The sequence below is a fragment of the Streptacidiphilus jeojiense genome (assembly GCF_000719095.1).
Lineage (GTDB): Bacteria > Actinomycetota > Actinomycetes > Streptomycetales > Streptomycetaceae > Streptacidiphilus > Streptacidiphilus jeojiensis.
In genome coordinates this window covers 119,548-137,863 of record NZ_JOEH01000007.1, presented here as the reverse complement: position 1 = coordinate 137,863, position 18,316 = coordinate 119,548, and the positions used below count along the sequence as shown (strand labels likewise).

17 protein-coding genes are annotated in these 18,316 nt (G+C 72.5%); 13 read left to right on the top strand and 4 right to left on the bottom strand.

The features are described 5' to 3' along the window. Positions 1-32: 32 nt before the first annotated feature. Positions 33-1,793, top strand: a complete 1,761-nt coding sequence (locus IF29_RS41740; RefSeq protein WP_084713900.1) for a glycoside hydrolase family 27 protein — start codon at positions 33-35, stop codon at positions 1,791-1,793. A gap of 89 nt (positions 1,794-1,882) precedes the next feature. Here IF29_RS41740 and IF29_RS0110710 read toward each other — a convergent pair whose 3' ends face one another. After that, positions 1,883-2,326, bottom strand: coding sequence for a DUF6299 family protein (locus IF29_RS0110710; RefSeq protein ID WP_030252743.1), 444 nt, complete (start codon positions 2,324-2,326; stop codon positions 1,883-1,885). 153 nt (positions 2,327-2,479) lie between these two features. Between IF29_RS0110710 and IF29_RS0110705 the strand changes: the two genes are divergently transcribed. From IF29_RS0110705 to IF29_RS0110695, 3 genes are all read left to right on the top strand, one after another. Continuing rightward, positions 2,480-3,193 carry a hypothetical protein gene (locus IF29_RS0110705; RefSeq protein ID WP_051725156.1) on the top strand — a complete coding sequence of 238 codons (714 nt, stop codon included), beginning with the start codon at positions 2,480-2,482 and terminating at the stop codon, positions 3,191-3,193. A gap of 87 nt (positions 3,194-3,280) precedes the next feature. Next, positions 3,281-5,311 (top strand): MFS transporter, encoded by a 2,031-nt coding sequence (locus tag IF29_RS0110700; RefSeq protein WP_030252741.1) that lies wholly within the window; start codon positions 3,281-3,283, stop codon positions 5,309-5,311. A gap of 159 nt (positions 5,312-5,470) precedes the next feature. Further along, positions 5,471-5,797 carry an STAS domain-containing protein gene (locus tag IF29_RS0110695; RefSeq protein WP_030252739.1) on the top strand — a complete coding sequence of 109 codons (327 nt, stop codon included), beginning with the start codon at positions 5,471-5,473 and terminating at the stop codon, positions 5,795-5,797. A gap of 54 nt (positions 5,798-5,851) precedes the next feature. Here the strand turns inward: IF29_RS0110695 and IF29_RS0110690 are convergent, their stop codons facing one another. Beyond that, complete coding sequence (locus IF29_RS0110690; RefSeq protein ID WP_030252737.1) at positions 5,852-6,418, bottom strand: hypothetical protein; 567 nt, start codon at positions 6,416-6,418, stop codon at positions 5,852-5,854. A gap of 189 nt (positions 6,419-6,607) precedes the next feature. On the opposite strand from IF29_RS0110690, the gene IF29_RS0110685 reads away from it, so the two are divergent. The 3 genes from IF29_RS0110685 to IF29_RS0110675 are packed head-to-tail and all read left to right on the top strand — an operon-like array spanning position 6,608 to position 8,884. Further along, positions 6,608-7,309, top strand: coding sequence for a GAF and ANTAR domain-containing protein (locus tag IF29_RS0110685; RefSeq protein WP_030252735.1), 702 nt, complete (start codon positions 6,608-6,610; stop codon positions 7,307-7,309). A 59-nt stretch (positions 7,310-7,368) separates the two neighbouring features. After that, entirely contained in the window at positions 7,369-8,103 is a 735-nt protein-coding gene (locus IF29_RS0110680; protein WP_063757477.1) for a GAF and ANTAR domain-containing protein, read from the top strand. Positions 8,104-8,143: 40 nt separating this feature from the next. Further along, on the top strand, positions 8,144-8,884 hold the full coding sequence (locus tag IF29_RS0110675; protein WP_063757471.1) for a GAF and ANTAR domain-containing protein: 741 nt from the start codon (positions 8,144-8,146) through the stop codon (positions 8,882-8,884). Between the two features lie 19 nt (positions 8,885-8,903). Here IF29_RS0110675 and IF29_RS43385 read toward each other — a convergent pair whose 3' ends face one another. Further along, entirely contained in the window at positions 8,904-9,626 is a 723-nt protein-coding gene (locus IF29_RS43385; RefSeq protein WP_030252729.1) for a GAF and ANTAR domain-containing protein, read from the bottom strand. Between the two features lie 198 nt (positions 9,627-9,824). On the opposite strand from IF29_RS43385, the gene IF29_RS0110665 reads away from it, so the two are divergent. Continuing rightward, positions 9,825-12,161, top strand: coding sequence for an FUSC family protein (locus IF29_RS0110665; RefSeq protein WP_051725153.1), 2,337 nt, complete (start codon positions 9,825-9,827; stop codon positions 12,159-12,161). Here the strand turns inward: IF29_RS0110665 and IF29_RS0110660 are convergent. Continuing rightward, complete coding sequence (locus IF29_RS0110660; protein WP_030252726.1) at positions 12,109-12,732, bottom strand: hemerythrin domain-containing protein; 624 nt, start codon at positions 12,730-12,732, stop codon at positions 12,109-12,111. The two genes, IF29_RS0110665 and IF29_RS0110660, sit on opposite strands and share 53 nt — an antisense overlap. 107 nt (positions 12,733-12,839) lie before the next feature. Between IF29_RS0110660 and IF29_RS0110655 the strand changes: the two genes are divergently transcribed. From IF29_RS0110655 to IF29_RS0110635, 5 genes are all read left to right on the top strand, one after another. Then, positions 12,840-13,331: a MarR family transcriptional regulator gene (locus IF29_RS0110655; protein ID WP_030252724.1), complete on the top strand. Its 492-nt coding sequence runs from the start codon at positions 12,840-12,842 to the stop codon at positions 13,329-13,331. 57 nt (positions 13,332-13,388) lie between these two features. Next, complete coding sequence (locus IF29_RS0110650) at positions 13,389-14,372, top strand: AraC family transcriptional regulator (protein ID WP_030252721.1); 984 nt, start codon at positions 13,389-13,391, stop codon at positions 14,370-14,372. Between the two features lie 140 nt (positions 14,373-14,512). After that, positions 14,513-16,309, top strand: a complete 1,797-nt coding sequence (locus tag IF29_RS0110645; protein WP_030252719.1) for an FAD-dependent oxidoreductase — start codon at positions 14,513-14,515, stop codon at positions 16,307-16,309. A gap of 1 nt (position 16,310) precedes the next feature. Further along, positions 16,311-17,366, top strand: coding sequence for a maleylacetate reductase (locus IF29_RS0110640; protein WP_030252717.1), 1,056 nt, complete (start codon positions 16,311-16,313; stop codon positions 17,364-17,366). After that, a complete protein-coding gene (locus IF29_RS0110635; RefSeq protein WP_030252715.1) occupies positions 17,363-18,304 on the top strand; it encodes an intradiol ring-cleavage dioxygenase in 942 nt (313 codons plus the stop codon). Before IF29_RS0110640 ends, IF29_RS0110635 begins: the two co-directional genes overlap by 4 nt. Positions 18,305-18,316 lie beyond the last annotated feature (12 nt).

Below are 18,316 nucleotides of genomic sequence, written 5' to 3'. Positions count from 1 at the left end.
TCGCACATGACAATCGAGGACGGGAGACACTCATGCGTCAAGGAATCCCCAGAACCGTCGACCGAAGGGCCCGCAGGTTGGTCGCGGCGTTGACCGCGGGCGCGGCGGCACTGGCGATGGCACTGCTGCCGATGCCGCAGGCCCAGGCCGAGAACAACGGGGTCGGCCAGACCCCGGCACTGGGCTGGAGCAGTTGGAGCTACGTCCGCTCCGCGCCGACCGCGGCGGTGATCGACGCCCAGGCCGACGCGATGAAGAGCAGCGGGCTGGCGGCGATCGGCTACCAGTACGTCAACATCGACGACTTCTACTACCAGTGCCCCGGCAGCCAGGGCCCGGGGGTGGACCAGTACGGCCGGTGGGCCACCGACACCACCAAGTTCCCGCCGTCCGGCTCCACCGACGGGATCGCCGTGGTCGCCAACCACGTGCACGCCGACGGGCTGAAGTTCGGGATCTACGTGACCCCGGGCATCTCCAAGCAGGCCGTCGCCCAGAACACCCCGATCCAGGGCACCAGCTACCACGCCGACGACATCGCGACCACCAGCTCCGAGAACAACTACAACTGCGGCGGCATGGTCGGGATCGACTACAGCAAGCCCGGTGCGCAGGCGTTCATCAACTCCTGGGCCAATGAGTTCGCCTCCTGGGGCGTGGACTACGTCAAGATCGACGGCGTCGGCACCGGCGACGTCGGCGACGTGCAGGCCTGGTCGGCCGCGCTGCAGCAGACCGGACGCCCGATCCACCTGGAGCTGTCCAACAACCTCGCCATCGGCAGCGCCGGCACCTGGGCGCAGTACTCCAACGGCTGGCGCACCGGCGGGGACGTCGAGTGCTACTGCGGTTCGAACGGCAGCAGCTATCCGCTGACCGACTGGGGCAACATCCAGCAGCGCTACGCCCAGGTCGCCGCCTGGCAGCCCTACGGCGGCCCCGGGGCGTTCAACGACTACGACTCGATCGAGGTGGGCAACGGCTCCAACGACGGGCTCACCGCCCCGGAACGGCAGTCGCAGCTCAGCCTGTGGGCGATGGCGGCCTCCCCGCTGATCCTGGGCACCGACCTGACCCACCTCGACGCGACCGACCTCGGCTACCTCAAGAACACCGCGGTGCTGGCCGTGGACCAGGACGCGGTGGACGCCTCCCGGATCGTCAGCAACGGCAACCAGCAGGTGTTCAGCAAGACCGAGTCGGACGGCAGCGTGATCATCGGCCTGTTCAACTACTCGGGCAGCAGCAGCCAGACCGTCAGCGTCAACCTGGCCGCCGCCGGCATCACCGGCTCGCCCACCGCCACCGACCTGTGGACCGGCTCCTCGATCGGCACGATCAGCGGCACCTACAGCGTCAACCTCGGCCCCGGCGCGGTGCAGCTGCTGCGCACGCCGCCCGGGACCAGCACCGCCACCGAGTACGTCAGCACCGCGTCCGGACGCTGCCTGGACGACCCCAACTCCAACACCACCCCCGGCACCCTCCAGGAGATCTGGGACTGCCACCACGGCCCCAACCAGGAGTGGACCTACTCCGGCGGGACGCTGCGCACGCTCGGACTGTGCCTGGACGCCTTCAACCAGGGCACCACCTCCGGGACCAAGATCGACCTCTACAGCTGCAACGGTCAGAGCAACCAGCAGTGGACCCTGAACTCCAACGGCACCATCACCGGGGTGCAGTCGGGCCTGTGCCTGGACGTCACCGGCGGCGGGGCCAGCGCCAACGGCACCGGGGTCGAACTCTGGACCTGCAACGGCGGCAGCAACCAGAAGTGGACCAAGGCCTAGCCGGCACCGACCTGCCGTACGGACGGGCCCGCGGCGGCCCGTCCGTACGGCAGTGTCGTCGCCGGGCGGCCCCGCGCCCGGTGGGGGCCTCAGCCGTTGGCGGGGTGCAGGTCGACCTGGTGGCGGTCGGCGGCGATGATGTCCGGCAGCGGGAGTCCACCGCTGCTGTCCAGGTGCATCAGCGTCGCCTGGACCTGGCCCGGACCGGGGGTCAGCGTCGTCCCGTCCCCGGACTGGCCCTGGTTCACCCAGGTGTGGTCGAGGCCGTCGCAGGTGGCCGCGGTGCCGCCGATGCTGTGCTGCACGGAGCCGGTCTGCACCGAACTCGACACGAACACCGGGCCGCCGTCGGCCGGTGCCGAGCAGCGGTACGTGCCGGAGAGGGTGACCGTCCCGTCCTTGGCGACGGTCCCGGTCGGGTTCGCGGACACCGATCCGGCCGACTGGTCGGCGCGGGCGGTCGAGGCCATCGGGGCGGCGACGGCGGCGAGCGCCGCCGCTACCACCGCTGTGGCCAGCATGTTCTTCTTCATGATCTACGCAACGGCGGGCGGCGGATCCGGTTACGGGAACCTGCTCCAGATGGGTCCAGGGCGCGCGGGTGACGCGGTCTCAGCGGCTGCTGTGCAGGTGGCGGCTGGTCCTCTACCGTGGTGGTGGTCCCGTCGGGGCCCCGATATGTGAGGATGTTTCAGGTGATTCGCCGTCGTACTCCCTTTGCCGGGGCCGCCGTCCTGTTCGCACTGGCCGCCGTGGTCGGCTGCAACGCCCACTCCGGCGTGTCGGTGGACGCCGCCGGGCCCAGTAGCAGTGCCTCCGGCAGCACCTCGGCCGACCAGGACAGCGGCGCCGCGCTGGCGTACGGGCCAGGGCCGCAGAAGACCTACACGGTCCAGGCCCAGCCGCCGGCCGGGTCCTGCCACGTCGGGTACGACCACGGCCAGCCGCTGCCGGACCCCGCCTGCACCCCCGGCGCGCTGTCCCCGGCGGTCACCCAGGCGACGCTGGCGACCACCATCTGCCGCAAGGGCGGCTACACCGGCACCATCCGACCGCCGGTGGGCATCACCAACAAGGAGAAGGCCGCCAACGCCAAGTCCTACGGCTACACCGGCCCGCTCCACGACGCCGAGTACGACCATCTGATCAGTCTTCAGCTGGGTGGCGACCCCAACGATCCCAGGAACCTCTGGGTGGAGCCGCCCTCTCCCGGCCACAAGGCCGGAGCCGGGCCCAACAACCCCAAGGATGCGGTGGAGACCCGCCTGCACACCGCGATCTGCAACGGACAGGTGACCCTGGCCGCGGCCCAGAAGGCGATCGCGACCGACTGGGAGACCGCCGAGCAGCGCCTGGGCCTCACACCCCAGCCCGGCGACTCCTCCGGCCCCGCGGACTGAGGCACCGCCCTGCCATTGGGATGAACGTTCCGGGCCGCCGGTGCACGTCCCGGGTCCGGAAGCCGGGCCAGGCCCGATAGTGGAGCGATGACCACTACCGTCGCTGCGGCGACCGCGGCCGAGAGGGCGCCGTTGAGCCGGCGTCAGATGAACGTCATCTTCGTGACGATCACGCTGGGGATGCTGCTCGCGGCCCTGGACCAGACCATTGTGTCCACCGCGCTGCCCACCATCGTCGACGACCTCGGCGGCAGCGGGCACATGTCCTGGGTGGTGACCGCGTACCTGCTGGCGGAGACCGTCTCCACGGTGCTGGTCGGCAAGTTCGGCGACCTGTTCGGCCGCCGGGTGGTGTTCCAGATCGCCGCGGTGGTGTTCGTCGCGGGCTCGGTGGTCGCCGGCGTCTCCAACGGGATGCTGATGCTGATCGCCGCCCGCGCCGTGCAGGGCATCGGCGGCGGCGGGCTGATGGTCACCGCGCAGGCGCTGATCGCGGACGTGATCCCGCTGCGCGAGCGCGGCAAGTACCAGGGAGCGCTGGGCGCGGTCTTCGGCGTGACCACCGTGCTCGGCCCGACCCTGGGCGGGCTGTTCACCGACCACCTGTCCTGGCGCTGGTGCTTCTACGTCAACATCCCGGTCGCGGTGGTGATGCTGGCGATGACCGCCCGCTACATCCCCTCGGTCAGGTCCGCGGCCAAGCCGCTGATCGACTACGCCGGGATCGTGCTGGTGGCGCTGGGCGCCTCGGCGCTGATCCTGGGCCTGTCCTGGGGCGGCAACGAGTACGCCTGGGGCTCGGCCACCATCATCGGCCTGTTCGTCGCCTCGGTGCTGCTGCTGACGGCCTTCGTGTTCGTCGAACTCCGCGCGACCGAGCCGATGCTGCCGATGCACCTGTTCCGCAACCCGGTGTTCACGGTCTGCTCGGCGCTCAGCTTCATCGTCGGCTTCGCCATGCTCGGCTCGATGACCTACCTGCCGACCTACCTGCAGTTCGTCGACGGCGTCTCGGCCACCGTGTCCGGAGTGCGGACGCTGCCGCTGGTGGGCGGCCTGCTGGCGACCTCGATGGTGTCCGGGGTGGTGGTGGGCCGCACCGGACGCTACAAGATCTTCCCCATCGTCGGCACCGCGGTGATGGCCGTGGGCCTGTTCCTGATGTCCACGATGGGGCGCGGCACCGGGGTGTGGCTGGAGTCGCTCTACATGCTCGTGCTGGGTCTGGGCATTGGCTCCGCCATGCAGGTGCTGACCATCGCGGTGCAGAACACCGTCGCCTACCACGAGATGGGCACCGCCACCTCGGGCGTCACCTTCTTCCGCACCCTCGGCAGCTCGGTGGGCACGGCGGTGTTCGGCACCCTGTACACCGACCAGTTCACCCCCAACCTGGCCAAGGCCCTGGCCAAGGTCCCGACCGTGCCGCCGGCCGCGGCCCTCAGCCCCAAACTGCTGCACGCACTTCCGCCGGACAAGGCGGCCCCAATCATCGACGCCTACGCCGACACCATCAACTTCGTGTTCCGGTGGGTGGTCCTGGTCGCCCTGGCCGGCTTCGTCATCGCCCTCTTCCTCAAGGAGGTCCCGCTGCGCGACAGCTCCCGGGCCGGCGCCGGCGACATCGGCGACGGCTTCTCGGCCCCGGACGGCACCGACTCGGACCAGCAGCTGGAGCGCGCCGTCTCCCGGGTGCTGCGCAAGGCCGGCCCGCAGGCGGCCCGGCAGATCCTGGCCGATTCCGGCACCCGGCTGACACCCGGTCAGGCCTGGGCGCTGGGCCAGATCCACTGGCGCACCCGGGCCCGGGGCGGGACCTCGGTCACCGAGGTCGCCAGCGCCCACCACATGCCCGCCGAGGTGCTGGAACCGGCCTTCACCGGGGTCTCCCGGGCCGGCTACGCCCGACTGGACGACGACCGGCTCTCGCTGACGCCCGACGGCCACACCGAGGTCGAGCGGCTCACCACCGCGTGGCTCGCCTGGCTCGGGACCCAGCTGGACGGCTGGGACGGCGACGACCCGGCCGACCGCGCGCAACTGGACGGCGCGATGCGGCGCATCGCCGACCGGCTGCTGGACGAGGAGCAGACCTGGCGCGAACCGGCCGACGCCTGACGGGCTTTCACAGCGCCGCGTCCGCGTGGAACACTGAGGGCGGGACGGTTCGACAGCGCAGCCGATGATTCCCGGAGCGCGGCACCGGTGTGCCCGCGTTCCGGACTCGGCCGAGAAGGCTTTCGTGTCGCACTCCGTTCAGCGTCCGCAACCAGCGCCATGACCCGACCACCCCTGCTGGACATCGTCGTCGTCCAGCTCCACGACACCACGCGGCTGCTGCTGGTCGGGGAGATCGACCTGGTATCGGCGCCGTGGCTGCGGACGGTCGTCGCAGAGGTGCTGCAGGAGCCCGGGGTGTGCCGGATCGAGGTGGACACCGCGCTGGTGCGGTTCTGCGACTCCTCCGGGCTGGCCGCGTTCGTCGCGGTGCAGCGACAGGCGGCCGACCAGGGCGTCCCGCTGCGCTTGGTCGAGATCCCCGCGCACCTGCGGAGGGTGCTGCTGCTCACCGGCTTCTACCGTCGGCTGGTCCCCGGGCCGTGAACCGGGACGGCGACGGCGACCTGCGCGGCGTGCCTGCGCGCGGTGTGCCTGCGGTCACGATCCTCCGGTCACCGCGGTCTCCAGCACCGAACTCACCCGCATCAGCCGGAACTCCCAACGGGCGACCTGCGCCAGTTCCTCCTGGGTCAGCTGGGAGTCCTCCCAGAAGAGAACGGCGTTGCACCGCAACTGCCGCTCCGCCTCCTCGGCCCCCAGTCCGTGGTCCGCGGCCCACCGTCGGATCTCGGCGGGCTCGGGAGCGGGCGGGGGCGCCTCCTGCCAGGCCGTCACGAGCCGCTGCGCATAAGGGAGTAAGGGACGTGCGGCATCCATGTAGGCCAGCACCAGGGCCAGCATCGGGCTGACAGCGAGCCGGACGCGCCACACCGGGAGCAACTGGCTGTCGAGCTCGTCCACCAGGTCCGACTGCACGGACAGGACCTGGGTCAGCCACAGTGGCTCGAGGTCCGCGACGAGCGGCAGACCGCGTCGGACGGACTCCTCCTCCAGCCGATCGCGCCGCAGCATCAGCGCCGCGCCGAAGGAGGCCTCCTCGGGCGACGGCACCCATTCCAGGGTGATGAGCGCTCGTTCGATGGCCGAGACGGGGTCCTGCTCCATGCTGCACACGGTAGTCCCCGCGGGCGACGCGGAAAGGGCCCACAGCGGCACAGTTGTGTCGCGATGCAGTGGTCGGGTCCCGGCGGGGACTTGGCCCTAGGATGGGCCCACTGGATCTGTGCGCCGTTTCCGCAGATCCCGGTCGACGCGCGGACGGCACCGGGTGGTGGCATGGGAGAGCTGGCGCGCATGGCGCGCGAACTGACCCTGGCGGCTCAGGGCGGCCGCACGGGGGTCCTCGACCGCCTGTGCGCGGTCTGCGCGCGCACCCTGCCCGTGGACGGTGCCGCCATCGCCATGATGGCGACGGCCGGGCGGCCGATGGCCCGTTCGGCCAGTAGCACCGGTGTGGCGCGGCTGGAGGAGCTGCAGTTCACCCTGGGCGAAGGGCCCGCCCTCGCGGCCTTCGCCGAGCGGGAGACCGTGGTGGCCGCGGATCTGCGGCACCCCGACGTCCGCTGGCCGGTCTTCGCCTCCCAGGCCTCCCCGCGCGACCCGCAGGACCAGGGCTTCCGCGCGGTCTACGCCTTCCCGCTGGTCCTGGGGCACGTCCCGCTGGGCGTGCTGGACCTGTACCGTCGTGCGCCCGGCGGGCTGGACCCCGAGCTGCACACCCAGGCCCGACTGGCGGTGGACACCGTCGCGCTGGCCGTGGTGGGCAGCGCGGCGCCGGTCGACGACGCGGGACTGCCCCGCTGGCTCGACGAGGCGCTGGGGGACCAGGTCGAGGTGGACCAAGCGGTCGGCATGGTGATGGTGCAGCTGGGGCTGGAGCCCGAGCCGGCACTGGCCCGGATGCGCGCTCACGCCTTCGCCCACGGCCTGATGATCGGCGAGGTGGCGCAGGCCGTCGTCGACCGGCGACTACGGTTCTCCCCGGAGGACAAGTGAGCGGTCGCCATTGTCCGTCCGGGCCATTGGAGGGCGTAGCGTGGGGTGTGGAGGTGCCCGTGCCGATCGACGCGCAGTTGAACGAGGTGTTCGCGGACTTGGCCGAGGTACTGGTCAGCGACTTCGACCTGGCTGACCTGCTGCACCGGCTGGCCGGCGCCTCGGTCCGGGTCAGCGACGCGGTGGGCGCCGGAATCGTGGTGGTGGACCAGCAGGGCCGGCTGCGTGACGTGGCCTACTCCAGCGAGGACGTCCGCAGGTTGGAGCGCTTCCAGCTGGAGTACGAGGAAGGTCCCTGCGTGGCGTGCCATGCCGGGGGGCAGTCGGTGCACGAACCCGATCTGGCTGCGGCGGCCGTCCGCTGGCCCCGCTTCGTTCCCCGGGCCACCGCGATGGGGGTGCGTTCGGCCGATGCGCTACCCCTGCGGATGCAGGGACGGACCGTGGGCGCGCTGAACCTGTTCCACGCCGAGGTCGGACCGACGCCGCCCGCCAAGTTGCGGGCCGTGCAGGCACTGGCGGACCTGGCCATGCTCGGGATCGTGCAGCACGGCAGCGGCACCACGTCGGTGCGCTCGGTGCAGGCCAGTGTCAGGGACGCCCTGTCGGACCGATCGATGATCGAGCGCGCCAAGGGCATGCTCGCCGAACACGGACAGCTGACCATGGACGAGGCGTTCCTGCGCCTGCTCCGCTACGCGGAACTGAACGCGACCGGGCTGACCCAGACGGCGGCCGAGCTGAGCCGTACGCCGGGGCACGCCGCGACGGTGCTGGCGGCCACGGCGGGCTAGCCGTCGCCACGACCACACTCGGTAGGAGACGGGAACGCCCGTGAGTCGCCCCCCGCAGTCGGGCGTTCCAGCCGCGGTGCTGTGGAGCCGTACGGCACGGGCCCTGCACGCGCCCGGGAGCGTGGCCGGGACCCTGGAGGCCGTCGCGGCGCTGGCCCATTCGATCGTGCCGGGCGCGGACTTCGCCGGGGTGACCGTGCTGGAGCGGGACGGGGCCCTGCAGGGCCGGGCGGCCACCGCCCCCGTCGTCCAGGAGCTGGACCGGTTGCAGGGCGAGCTCGGCGAGGGCCCGTGCCTGGAGGCGGCTCGGGAGACGACGGTGCTGCGCATCCAGGACATGGACAGCGAACGGCGCTGGCCCGGCTTCGCCTCCCACGCGAAGGGGCTGGGGATCGTGAGCATGATCTCGTGCACGCTGGCCATCTCCCGAGGGCCGCGCGCCTCACTGAACCTGCATGCCGCACGCCGCGGTGCCTTCGACGACGAAGCGGCGCAGCTCGCCGCGGTCTACGCCGACCAGGCCGGGCTGGCCCTGTCGCGCGCGCTGGCGGTGGAGTCGCTGCACCGGTCCATGGAGGGCCGGCAGGTGATCGGTGAGGCCACCGGCATCCTGATGGAACGCCACCGGAGCGGGTCCGAGGCTGCCTTCGCCGAACTGGTCGGCGCCTCGCAGCGACTGAACGTCAAGCTCCGTGAAATCGCCCTCCAGGTCGTCCGGACCGGCCAGGAGCCCGGTGACCTGGAGCTCCGGGACTTCCCGGACCGGCCCCGGCAGGCGTGACCCCGATCGGACCGGAGGATCAGCCGGGAGGCGTCGGCTCGATGCCGGGCAGTCTCCGCTCCACGAGGTCACGGGCCAGGTCGTGCAGCGGCATCCGCCGCTCCCGGGCGTAGCCGCGAAGGCACTGGAAGGCCAGATCGGTGTCGATGTCCCAGCGCTCCGCCAGCATGCCCTTGGCCTGCTCGATCACCACCCGGCTGTACAGGGCGTGGCGCAGCTGCTCGGCGGTCTCGGTGCTCTCCCGGAGCAGGCGGGCGCGGGCCAGGTGCACCATGACGACGTCGGCCAGGGACTGCGTGAGTTCCAGTTCCGTGGCGGTGGGGCCAGTCGCGGTGCAGAGCAGCTGCAGGACGCCCACCGGACGCGATTCCTGGCGCAACGTCAGCAGGACGGCCAGGACCGCGCCGTGGACGGCGGCGCCGGGGGCCAGGTCCGGCCAGACCGCTCCGGCGGCCCGCAGGTCCACCGTGCACACGTCCTCGGCGGAACGCAGGAACTCCAGCCAGCGATCCGGAGGAGTGCTGCGACGCAGCGGATCCGCCAACCATTCCTCGGACTTGGTGTCGGTGGCGATCCGCAGCCGCCGCCCGTCGCCGTCCGCCAGCAGCACGGCACAAGCGGTCACCGTGCCGAGCAGTTCGACGCAGTGGTCGCACAGGCTCTGCAGCACCTGGGGCTCGGAGGGGTTGCCGGCGACTCCCGAGGTGAGCTCAACGGCCGTGCGCATCCACTGGATCGACATGACGGTGCTCAGCCCTCTGGCTTCCGGAACCGGCCGACTCACTTGACGTCCCCCATTGTTCCCGCCATGACGACCGCCGTCCACCACGAGGGAGCATGCGCATCCGCCGGGCGCGGCGGTAGGGTCGGCCGGATACTGGTCGACAACGGGGCAACGGGGCAGTCGACCGTCCCGGCGAGCCGGAGGTGGACTGGTCGTATGGAGGCACCGAGCCCGATCGGGCCCGCGCGGGCGGTCCGCTGGTTGCGCGCCCACGATCCCGGGCTGGCGGCGCTGCGCCGGGCCGGTCGCACCGCGATCGTCATGCCGGCCCTGTTCGCGCTCTGCACCCAGGTGCTGCACTCGCCTGCCATGGCGAGCTTCGCCGCGTTCGGCTCCTTCTCGATGCTGCTGCTGGTCGAGTTCACCGGCCCGATGGTGCAGCGGCTGCGGGCCCAGGCCGGACTCGCGGTGGCCTGGGCGGTACTGATCTGCCTGGGCACGCTGACGGCCCGGGTGACCTGGCTCGCGGTGGTGGTCACCGTCGTCGTGGCCTTCCTGGTGCTGTTCTCCGGGGTGGTCAGCTCGGTGCTGGCCGGCACCGCCACCGCCCTGCTGCTCGCCTTCGTGCTGCCGGTGACCACACCGGTGCCGCTGTCGCAGCTGCCGGACCGGCTGGCCGGCGCCGGACTGGCCGCAGGAGCGGCGCTGCTCGCGGTCTCGCTGCTGTGGCCGAGGCCGGCCGCGGACCCGCTCAGCGGCCCGGCGGCGCGGGTCTGCCGCACCGTGGCGGCCCAGCTGCGCACCGAGGCCGCGCAGTTGGCCGGGGGAGCCGACGCGCCGCGCGCCGGGCAGTGCCGGGCCTCGGCGCGGAAGGCCGCGGCCGCTGCGGCCGAGCTGCGCGGCGCCTTCGACGCCACCCCCTACCGGCCCACCGGCCTGTCCACGACCTCCCGGGCGCTGGTGCGGCTGGTCGACGAGCTGACCTGGCTGAGCACCATCCTGGGCGACCGGGCCGACTACACAGACGACCCCCCGGCCTGCGACCCGGCCGCCCGCCAGGTCCGCCGGGCGGCGGCCGACGCCCTGGACCGCGCGGCCGACCTGCTCGGGGACCTGCACGGCGACCCGGAGGCGCTGCAGCAGGCCGCCGCCGTGCTGGGCTCGGCCATGGACGCCATGGAGCTCAGCTCCACCGCGCGGCTGCCGGTGGACCCGCCGACGGAGAACGGCACGGCCGGGGTCTACACCTTCGTGGCCGCGCTGGACCTGTCCTTCCGGGCCCAGGAGGTGGGCTTCGCCGTCCTGCAGATCGCCGGCAACGTGTCCCTGGCCGCGGCCGCCGAGCGGCGCAGCTGGCCCGACCGGCTGCTGGGCCGCGAACCCGGCGCCCTGATCAACCCGCTGACCGCGGCCCGGGACCGGGCCCGGGCCCATCTGCAGCCGGGCTCGGTCTGGCTGCACAACAGCCTGCGCGGCGCGGTCGGCCTCGGCATCGCGGTCACCCTGGCTCAGGTGCTGACGGTGCAGCACTCCTTCTGGGTGGGTCTCGGCACCCTGTCGGTGCTGCGCTCCAACGCGCTGAACACCGGTCAGAACGCGGTGCGGGCGGTGGCCGGGACGGTGATCGGCTCGGTGATCGGGGCCGCACTGCTGCAACTGATCGGCCATCACGGGACGCTGCTGTGGTTCCTGCTGCCGGTGGCGATCCTGATCGCCGGGATCGCCCCGGCCGCGATCTCGTTCACGGCCGGGCAGGCGGCCTTCACGGTCACCCTGGTGGTGCTGTTCAACATCGGCCTGAACCCGGACTGGCACATCGTGCTGCTGCGGATCCAGGACATCGCCCTGGGCTGCGCGGTCAGCGTGGTGGTCGCGCTGTTCTTCTGGCCGCGCGGTGCCACGGCCGCCGTCGACCGGGCGCTCGCCGACGCCTACACCGCGGGCGCCGGCTACCTGGCCGGAGCGGTGGAGTACGCGCTCGGCCGTCCGGTGTCGGGGCCAGGACCGCTGGTGCAGCCGCTGCCGGAGAGCCGGGAGGCGGCGGCTGCGGCCCGCAGGCTGGACGACGCCTTCCGCAGCTACCTCGCCGAGCGTGGCGCCAAGTCGATGCCGCTGGCGGGGATGACCACTCTGGTGACCGGAGTGGTCGGGCTGCGGCTGGCGGCGGACGCCGTGGTCTCGCTGTGGCGCGACGCCGAGTCCGGGCGGGCCGAGGTGGAGAGCACCGGGGCCGGCCTGGAGGTGCTGGGCACGGCGGACCGGGTGACCGACTGGTACCGGGGTCTGGCCGCCGGCTTGGACCAGCACGCGCCGGTCCCCGGTCCGGTCCCGCTGGACGCCGCCGGCGCGGCGCGCATGGTCGAGTCGGTCCGCAAGGACCTGAGCGACGACCGCGGCGTGCCCACGCCCACCGCGGTGCGGGTGATCTGGACCGGCGACCACGTCGACGTCGCCCGCCGGCTCCAGCCCAGCCTGGCCGCCGCCACCAGGCCGGCTCAGCTCAGTCCGCCTGCAGCCGGCGCCGGTAACGCGGTTCCCAGCGCAGGCGGTTGAGCAGCCGGACCGGCGGCGGGAAGGCGGCCAGGATGCGGGGGCGGTCGGCGGGGCGGGCCGCGTCGAGGATCCAGGGCACGTAGACGGCGGCGCCGCGGGGGCCCTGGCGCCGGGCCATGGCGCGGCGGAAGGCGTCCCAGTCCTTTGTGGTCAGCACGGACTGGATCAGCGGGAGCGCGGCCTCCTCCTCGTGCCTGGTGTGGTCGTCCAGCACGGTGGACAGCTCCCGGAGGCGTTCGGGCAGGTCCGCCGAGCGCTGGGCCATCGCGGTGTCGACCGCGTCCAGCACCGGGTCCAGCAGGGCGTGTTCGGCCTCCATCTGCCGCATCAGCTCGGCGTCCCGGGGCCGGTCGGCGACCGCGGCCAGCACCCGCGGCCACAGCACGGTGTCCTCGACGGTGTGGTGCAGCCGGAGCTGGCGGTCGAAGTTCTGCCAGGCGGCGCGGACGGACCCGGTGCCGGCCCGGCCGGCGGCGCACTCCCGGGCCAGCCGGTCCAGGTCGTGGCGGAAGGCGTCGTGGGTGGCGTACATGAGGGTGAAGTCGATGTCGCCGGTCTGCGTGGCGGTCATGGCGAGCCTGTCTTTCCGGAGTGGTGGACGGGGCTTCGGCTGGGTGCGCGGGATCCGGCGCGGGTATGTTGTGCTCTGCAAGCCATAGATTACGAGGAGCATATCATATGGATTCCGTAGCATCTTCGGAGTCGGCGGAGCCGCGCCGGCGCAGGCGGAGCACGGCCGCCATCAGGGAGTCGCTGCGCGAGCTGAGCATCCAGCTGTCCCTGCTCAACCACCAGGTCGGCTCGCGCCTGGCGCTCAAGGACGTCGACCTGGACTGCCTGGACCTGATCAACCGGCACGGACCGCTCAGCCCCAGCGCCCTGGGGCGGCTGGCCGGCCTGCACCCGGCCACCCTGACCGGAATCCTGGACCGCCTGCAGAAGCACGGCTGGATCGCCCGGGAACGCGACACCACCGACCGCCGCGCCGTCGTCCTGCGCCCGCTGCGCGAGCGCAACGCCGAGATCCTGCAGCTGTACTCCGGTATGAACGGCGCCATGGAGGAGATCTGCTCCGGCTACAGCGAGGCCGAGCTCGCCCTGCTCGCGGACTTCCTCGACCGCACCGCCGCGGCCGGTCGCACCGCCACCGACGAGCTGGCCGGCGGCTGATCCGCACGCCCCCGCCGCGACCGGTACGGCCGGGGTGAGCGGCGGTACGGTGTGGTCATGACGCAGCTCACGGCCGAGGCGCCGCGACCGGTCGAGTTCTCCACGGTCGGCCTGCCCGAGCAGCGGCGCATCGAGCTGTGGGAGGGCCACAACGCCGATGCGCTGATCGGCCTGCGCTGCCGGACCATCGACGCGGCCGTCCTGGAGGCCACCGAGCTCAACCTCCAGCTGGACCAGGTCCACCTGGCCCGGGTGCGCGGCACCTCCCACGTGGTGGAGCGGGACGCCGAGGTGATCCGGCGGCGGCCGGCCGACGCGGTCGCGCTGTACTTCAGCCTGGTCGGCGAGGCGTTCTTCTACCACCGGGACGGGGTCCGGGTGGTGCGTCCGGGCCAGCTGCTGATCTGCGACGCCGACCAGCCGTTCCTGCGCGGCTTCTCGAACGGGCTCGAGGAACTGGTCGTCAAGGTCCCGCGCGAGGTGTTCGCCGCCGTGACCGGGACGGGCCGGCCGGCCGAGCCGGTGGTGGTCGACTTCGGCAGCGGCGGCAGCCCCTACGCCCGCGCGCTGGCGCGCCAGGTCGGACGCGCCGCCAGGGCCGTCGACCCGGTGCCCGCCGACGAGCGCGTGCTGCTGGAACTGGTGGCGGCACTGGCCACCGGCGGCCGCGACGGGCTGTCGCCGGCCCACCTCGCCGCCGCGCGCGCCTTCATCGGGATCCACCTCGCCGACCCCGGGCTGTCGGCGCCGCAGGTGGCGGCGGCGGTCGGCCTCAGCACCCGGCACCTGTCCCGGGTCTTCGCCGGGGAGGGCACCACGCTGCCCAAGTACGTCCTCGAACGGCGGCTGGAGGCCGCGCATGCCATGCTGCAGAGGCCGGGCTCCTCGGCGACGACCGTCGCCGAGACCGCCCACGCCTGCGGCTTCGCCTCGGCGGACCACTTCTCGCGGGCCTTCGCCGCCCGCTTCGGCGAGCGGGCCACCGACCTGCGCCGCCGGGCGGTGGCGGCGCGAGCCATGGCGCCCGACCCGACCGGCTGACCCCGGCGGCTGTCCGGATCGGCCATGCCTGTCGTTTCCCGCCCACTTCGGGCCCGCTGCTTCGGGATCCGGTCAGGGCGCACGACAGTGTCAGTCACCGACCGGCAGCGCCGCCGGTCCTGGCGGAAGGCGGAGCCGCGATGCCTGTGTTCGACGACGGTCAGAGCGAGACCGAGATCCCGGTGGGGGTGGTCGAGACCGATGTCCTGGTCGTCGGCTCCGGCCCGGCCGGTTCGGCCGCGGCGCTGTTCCTGTCCCACCTCGGGATCCCGAACATCATGATCACGAAGTACCGGTGGACGGCGAACACCCCCCGTGCGCACATCACCAACCAGCGGGCCATGGAGATCTTCCGGGACCTGGGCATCGAGGACCAGGTGCTCGCCGACGCCACCGACCACGCGCTGGTGGGCGACACGGTCTTCTGCACCTCGATCGCCGGCGAGGAGATCGGCCGGATCCGCACCTGGGGCACCAGCCCGGCCCGGGAGGCCGACTACCAGCTGGCCTCCCCGTGCCTGACCGTGGACATCCCACAGACCTACCTGGAACCCATCCTGGTCAGGAACGCCACGGTGCGCGGGACCCAGGCGCGGTTCTCCACCGAGTACCTCTCGCACACCCAGGACGCCGAGGGCGTGGACGTGCGGGTCCTGGACCGGCTCACCGGCAGCGAGTACACCATCCGGGCCAGGTACCTGATCGGCGCCGACGGCGCCCGCTCCAAGGTCGCCGCCGACATCGACCTGCCCTACCAGGGGCGGATGGACATCGCCGGGTCCATGAACATCACCTTCAAGGCCGACATCGAGCCCTACGTGGGCCACCGCCCCTCGGTCCTGTACTGGGTGGTCCAGCCGGGCTCGAACGTGGGCGGCATCGGCGCCGGGCTGGTCCGCATGGTCCGGCCGTGGAACGAGTGGCTGATCGTCTGGGGCTACGACATCGACGACGAGCCGCCGACCGTCGACGAGGCCGCCGCGCAGCAGATCGTCCGCAACCTGCTCGGCATGCCCGAGCTGGAGGTCGAGATCACCGGGACCTCGCTGTGGGGCAACAACGAGATGTACGCGACGCACCTGCAGAACGGCCGGGTGTTCTGCGCCGGCGACGCGATCCACCGGCACCCGCCGAGCAACGGACTGGGCTCCAACACCTCGGTGCAGGACTCCTACAACCTGGTCTGGAAGCTCGCCGCCGTGCTGCGCGGGCAGGCCGACCCCTCGCTGCTCGACACCTACTCGGTCGAGCGCGCTCCGGTCGCCGAACGGATCGTCAAACGGGCCAACGAGTCGAGTCGTGAGTTCGTCGACATCTTCGTGGCGCTGGGCGTCACCGGGGCCAGGAGCGAGGCCGAGATGATCGAGCAGATCGAGGAGCGCAAGGCCAACACCCCCGAGGGCGCCGCCAAGCGCGCCGCGCTGGTCCGGGCCATGGAGCTGAAGAACTACGAGTTCAACGCCCACGGCGTCGAGCTCGGCCAGTTCTACCGGTCGTCCGCGATCGTCTCCGACGGGTCGGAACCGCCCGAGCCGGTCCGCGACCCGGACCTGTACTACCAGGCGTCGACGGTGCCCGGCTCACACCTGCCGCACGCCTGGGTGGGCGACAACAAGCGCCGGTTCGCGATGATGGACCTGGCGCCGTACGACCGCTTCACGCTGATCACCGGTGTCGCGGGGGAGGCCTGGGCCGCTGCGGCCGACAAGGTGGCGCACGAGCTCGGGGTGCCGCTGACGACCGTGGTCATCGGCCCGGGCCGGGAGGTCACCGACCTGTACTACGACTGGGCCAAGCTGCGCGAGGTGGAGGAGTCCGGCGCCCTGCTGGTGCGGCCCGACAAGCACATCGCCTGGCGGTCCGGCTCGCTGCCGGCCGACGCGGAACGGGAACTGCACGACGCGCTGGCGTCGGTGCTGGGACGGAACGGGATCTGACATGCGCTTCGAGCACGAGGGACTCGCCCAGCGGGTGCTGTTCGGATCGGGGGAGGCTGCGCGGGCCGTCGCCGAGGAGGTCGAGCGCCTCGGCAGCCGACGGGTGATGGTCGTCGCCGGCGCTTCCGAGCGCGGGCTCGCCGAGTCCGTCACCGCCGGTGTGCCGGTGGTGGTGCACCATGACGAGGTGGTGATGCACGTACCGGTCGAGGTGGCCGAGCGGGCCCGGGCCGTGGCCGCCGCCCATGACGTCGACGCGATCGTCTGCGTCGGAGGCGGGTCCACCACCGGGCTGGCCAAGGCCGTGGCGCTGACCACGGGCCTGCCGATCGTGGCGGTGCCGACGACCTACGCCGGGTCGGAGGCCACCAACGTCTGGGGGCTGACCGAAGGGGCCAAGAAGACCACCGGGGTGGACGGCCGGGTGCTGCCGCGCGCGATCGTCTACGACGCGAGCCTGATGCTCGGCCTGCCGGTGGCGATGAGCGTCGCCTCGGGGCTCAACGCGCTCGCGCACTGCGTGGACTCGATGTGGGCGCCGCGCGCCGACCCCATCGACCGGGCGCTGGCAGGCGAGGGCATCCGCGCCCTGCGCATCGGCCTGCCGCAGGTGGTCGCGGACCCGCGCGGGCTGGAGGGGCGCGAGTACGCGCTCTACGGCGCCTATCTGGCGGCGGTGGCCTTCGCGTCGGCCGGCTCCGGTCTGCACCACAAGATCTGCCACGTCCTGGGCGGCCGCTACGACCTGCCGCACGCGCAGACGCACGCCGTCGTCCTGCCGCACGTCCTGGCGTTCAACGTGCCCAACGCGCCCGAGGCCGAGCGGCGCATCGCCGCGGCCTTCGACGCTGCGTCGGCCGTCGAGGGGCTGCGGCGGCTGCGCACCGAACTGGACGCCCCGACGGCCCTGCGCGACTACGGTCTGCAGGAGGCCGACCTGCCGGGTGCGGTCGAGGCGATCCTGCCGGTCGTGCCGGCCGACAACCCCACCCCGGTGGACCCCGACAACCTTGCGCGCCTGCTGCACGCGGCGTGGGAAGGAGCAGACCCCCGATGAGCACGGACACCTCCGAGCCGGACACTTCCCAGCCGGACACCCGCGAGCCGGCCTCCGTCGTCTCCGCCGAGCAGCAGGCCCGTGAGGCGGAGCTGACCGCGCGCGTCCTCGCGTCCTTCGACGGCACCGCCGACCCGCGGCTCAGGCAGTTGATGCAGGCGGCGGTCCGGCACCTGCACGCGTTCCTGCGCGAGGTGCGGCTGAGCGAGGACGAGTGGCAGCGGGGCATCGAGTTCCTCACCGCGGCCGGGCACATCACCGACGAGCGGCGCCAGGAGTTCATCCTGCTGTCGGACACGCTCGGGGCGTCGATGCAGACCATCGCGATCAACAACGAGGCGTACGCCGACGCCACCGAGGCGACCGTCTTCGGCCCGTTCTTCGTCGAGGACGCCCCGCTGGTCCAGCTCGGCGGCGACATCGCCGGCGGTGCCAAGGGCCAGCCCTGCTGGGTCGAGGGGACGGTGGTCGACACCGGCGGCAAGCCGGTGCCGGGAGCGCGGATCGAGGTCTGGGAGGCCGACGAGGACGGCCGCTACGACCTGCAGTACGACGACGACCGCAGGGCGGGGCGCGGACACCTCTTCAGCGCCGACGACGGGTCCTACCGCTTCTGGGCGGTCACCCCCACGCCCTACCCCATCCCGTACGACGGCCCGGTCGGGAAGATGCTGGAGGCCACCGGGCGCTCACCGATGCGCGCCTCGCACCTGCACTTCATGGTGAGCGCGGAGGGGCTGCGGACCCTGGTGACGCACATCTTCGTGCGCGGTGACGACCGGCTGGAGAGCGACAGCGTCTTCGGCGTCAAGGAGTCGCTGGTCCGGGACTTCGCCGGACAGGCCGCGGGCACCCCCACCCCGGACGGCCGCGACCTGGGGGAGATGACCTGGTCGCGGGTCCGGTTCGACATCGTGCTGGCGCCCGGCGGGGCCTGAACCGCGCCGCGC

Excerpts from the sequence above, each read along its gene's own strand:
- IF29_RS0110665 (WP_051725153.1), top strand. The coding sequence starts at position 9,825 with ATGGAGGCACCGAGCCCGATCGGGCCCGCGCGGGCGGTCCGCTGGTTG.
- IF29_RS0110695 (WP_030252739.1), top strand. The coding sequence starts at position 5,471 with ATGACCCGACCACCCCTGCTGGACATCGTCGTCGTCCAGCTCCACGAC.
- IF29_RS0110660 (WP_030252726.1), bottom strand. The coding sequence starts at position 12,732 with ATGACCGCCACGCAGACCGGCGACATCGACTTCACCCTCATGTACGCC.
- IF29_RS0110635 (WP_030252715.1), top strand. The coding sequence starts at position 17,363 with ATGAGCACGGACACCTCCGAGCCGGACACTTCCCAGCCGGACACCCGC.
- IF29_RS43385 (WP_030252729.1), bottom strand. The coding sequence starts at position 9,626 with ATGTCGATCCAGTGGATGCGCACGGCCGTTGAGCTCACCTCGGGAGTC.
- IF29_RS0110705 (WP_051725156.1), top strand. The coding sequence starts at position 2,480 with ATGTTTCAGGTGATTCGCCGTCGTACTCCCTTTGCCGGGGCCGCCGTC.
- IF29_RS0110690 (WP_030252737.1), bottom strand. The coding sequence starts at position 6,418 with ATGGAGCAGGACCCCGTCTCGGCCATCGAACGAGCGCTCATCACCCTG.
- IF29_RS0110645 (WP_030252719.1), top strand. The coding sequence starts at position 14,513 with ATGCCTGTGTTCGACGACGGTCAGAGCGAGACCGAGATCCCGGTGGGG.
- IF29_RS0110685 (WP_030252735.1), top strand. The coding sequence starts at position 6,608 with ATGGCGCGCGAACTGACCCTGGCGGCTCAGGGCGGCCGCACGGGGGTC.
- IF29_RS41740 (WP_084713900.1), top strand. The coding sequence starts at position 33 with ATGCGTCAAGGAATCCCCAGAACCGTCGACCGAAGGGCCCGCAGGTTG.
- IF29_RS0110650 (WP_030252721.1), top strand. The coding sequence starts at position 13,389 with ATGACGCAGCTCACGGCCGAGGCGCCGCGACCGGTCGAGTTCTCCACG.
- IF29_RS0110640 (WP_030252717.1), top strand. The coding sequence starts at position 16,311 with ATGCGCTTCGAGCACGAGGGACTCGCCCAGCGGGTGCTGTTCGGATCG.
- IF29_RS0110710 (WP_030252743.1), bottom strand. The coding sequence starts at position 2,326 with ATGAAGAAGAACATGCTGGCCACAGCGGTGGTAGCGGCGGCGCTCGCC.
- IF29_RS0110700 (WP_030252741.1), top strand. The coding sequence starts at position 3,281 with ATGACCACTACCGTCGCTGCGGCGACCGCGGCCGAGAGGGCGCCGTTG.
- IF29_RS0110655 (WP_030252724.1), top strand. The coding sequence starts at position 12,840 with ATGGATTCCGTAGCATCTTCGGAGTCGGCGGAGCCGCGCCGGCGCAGG.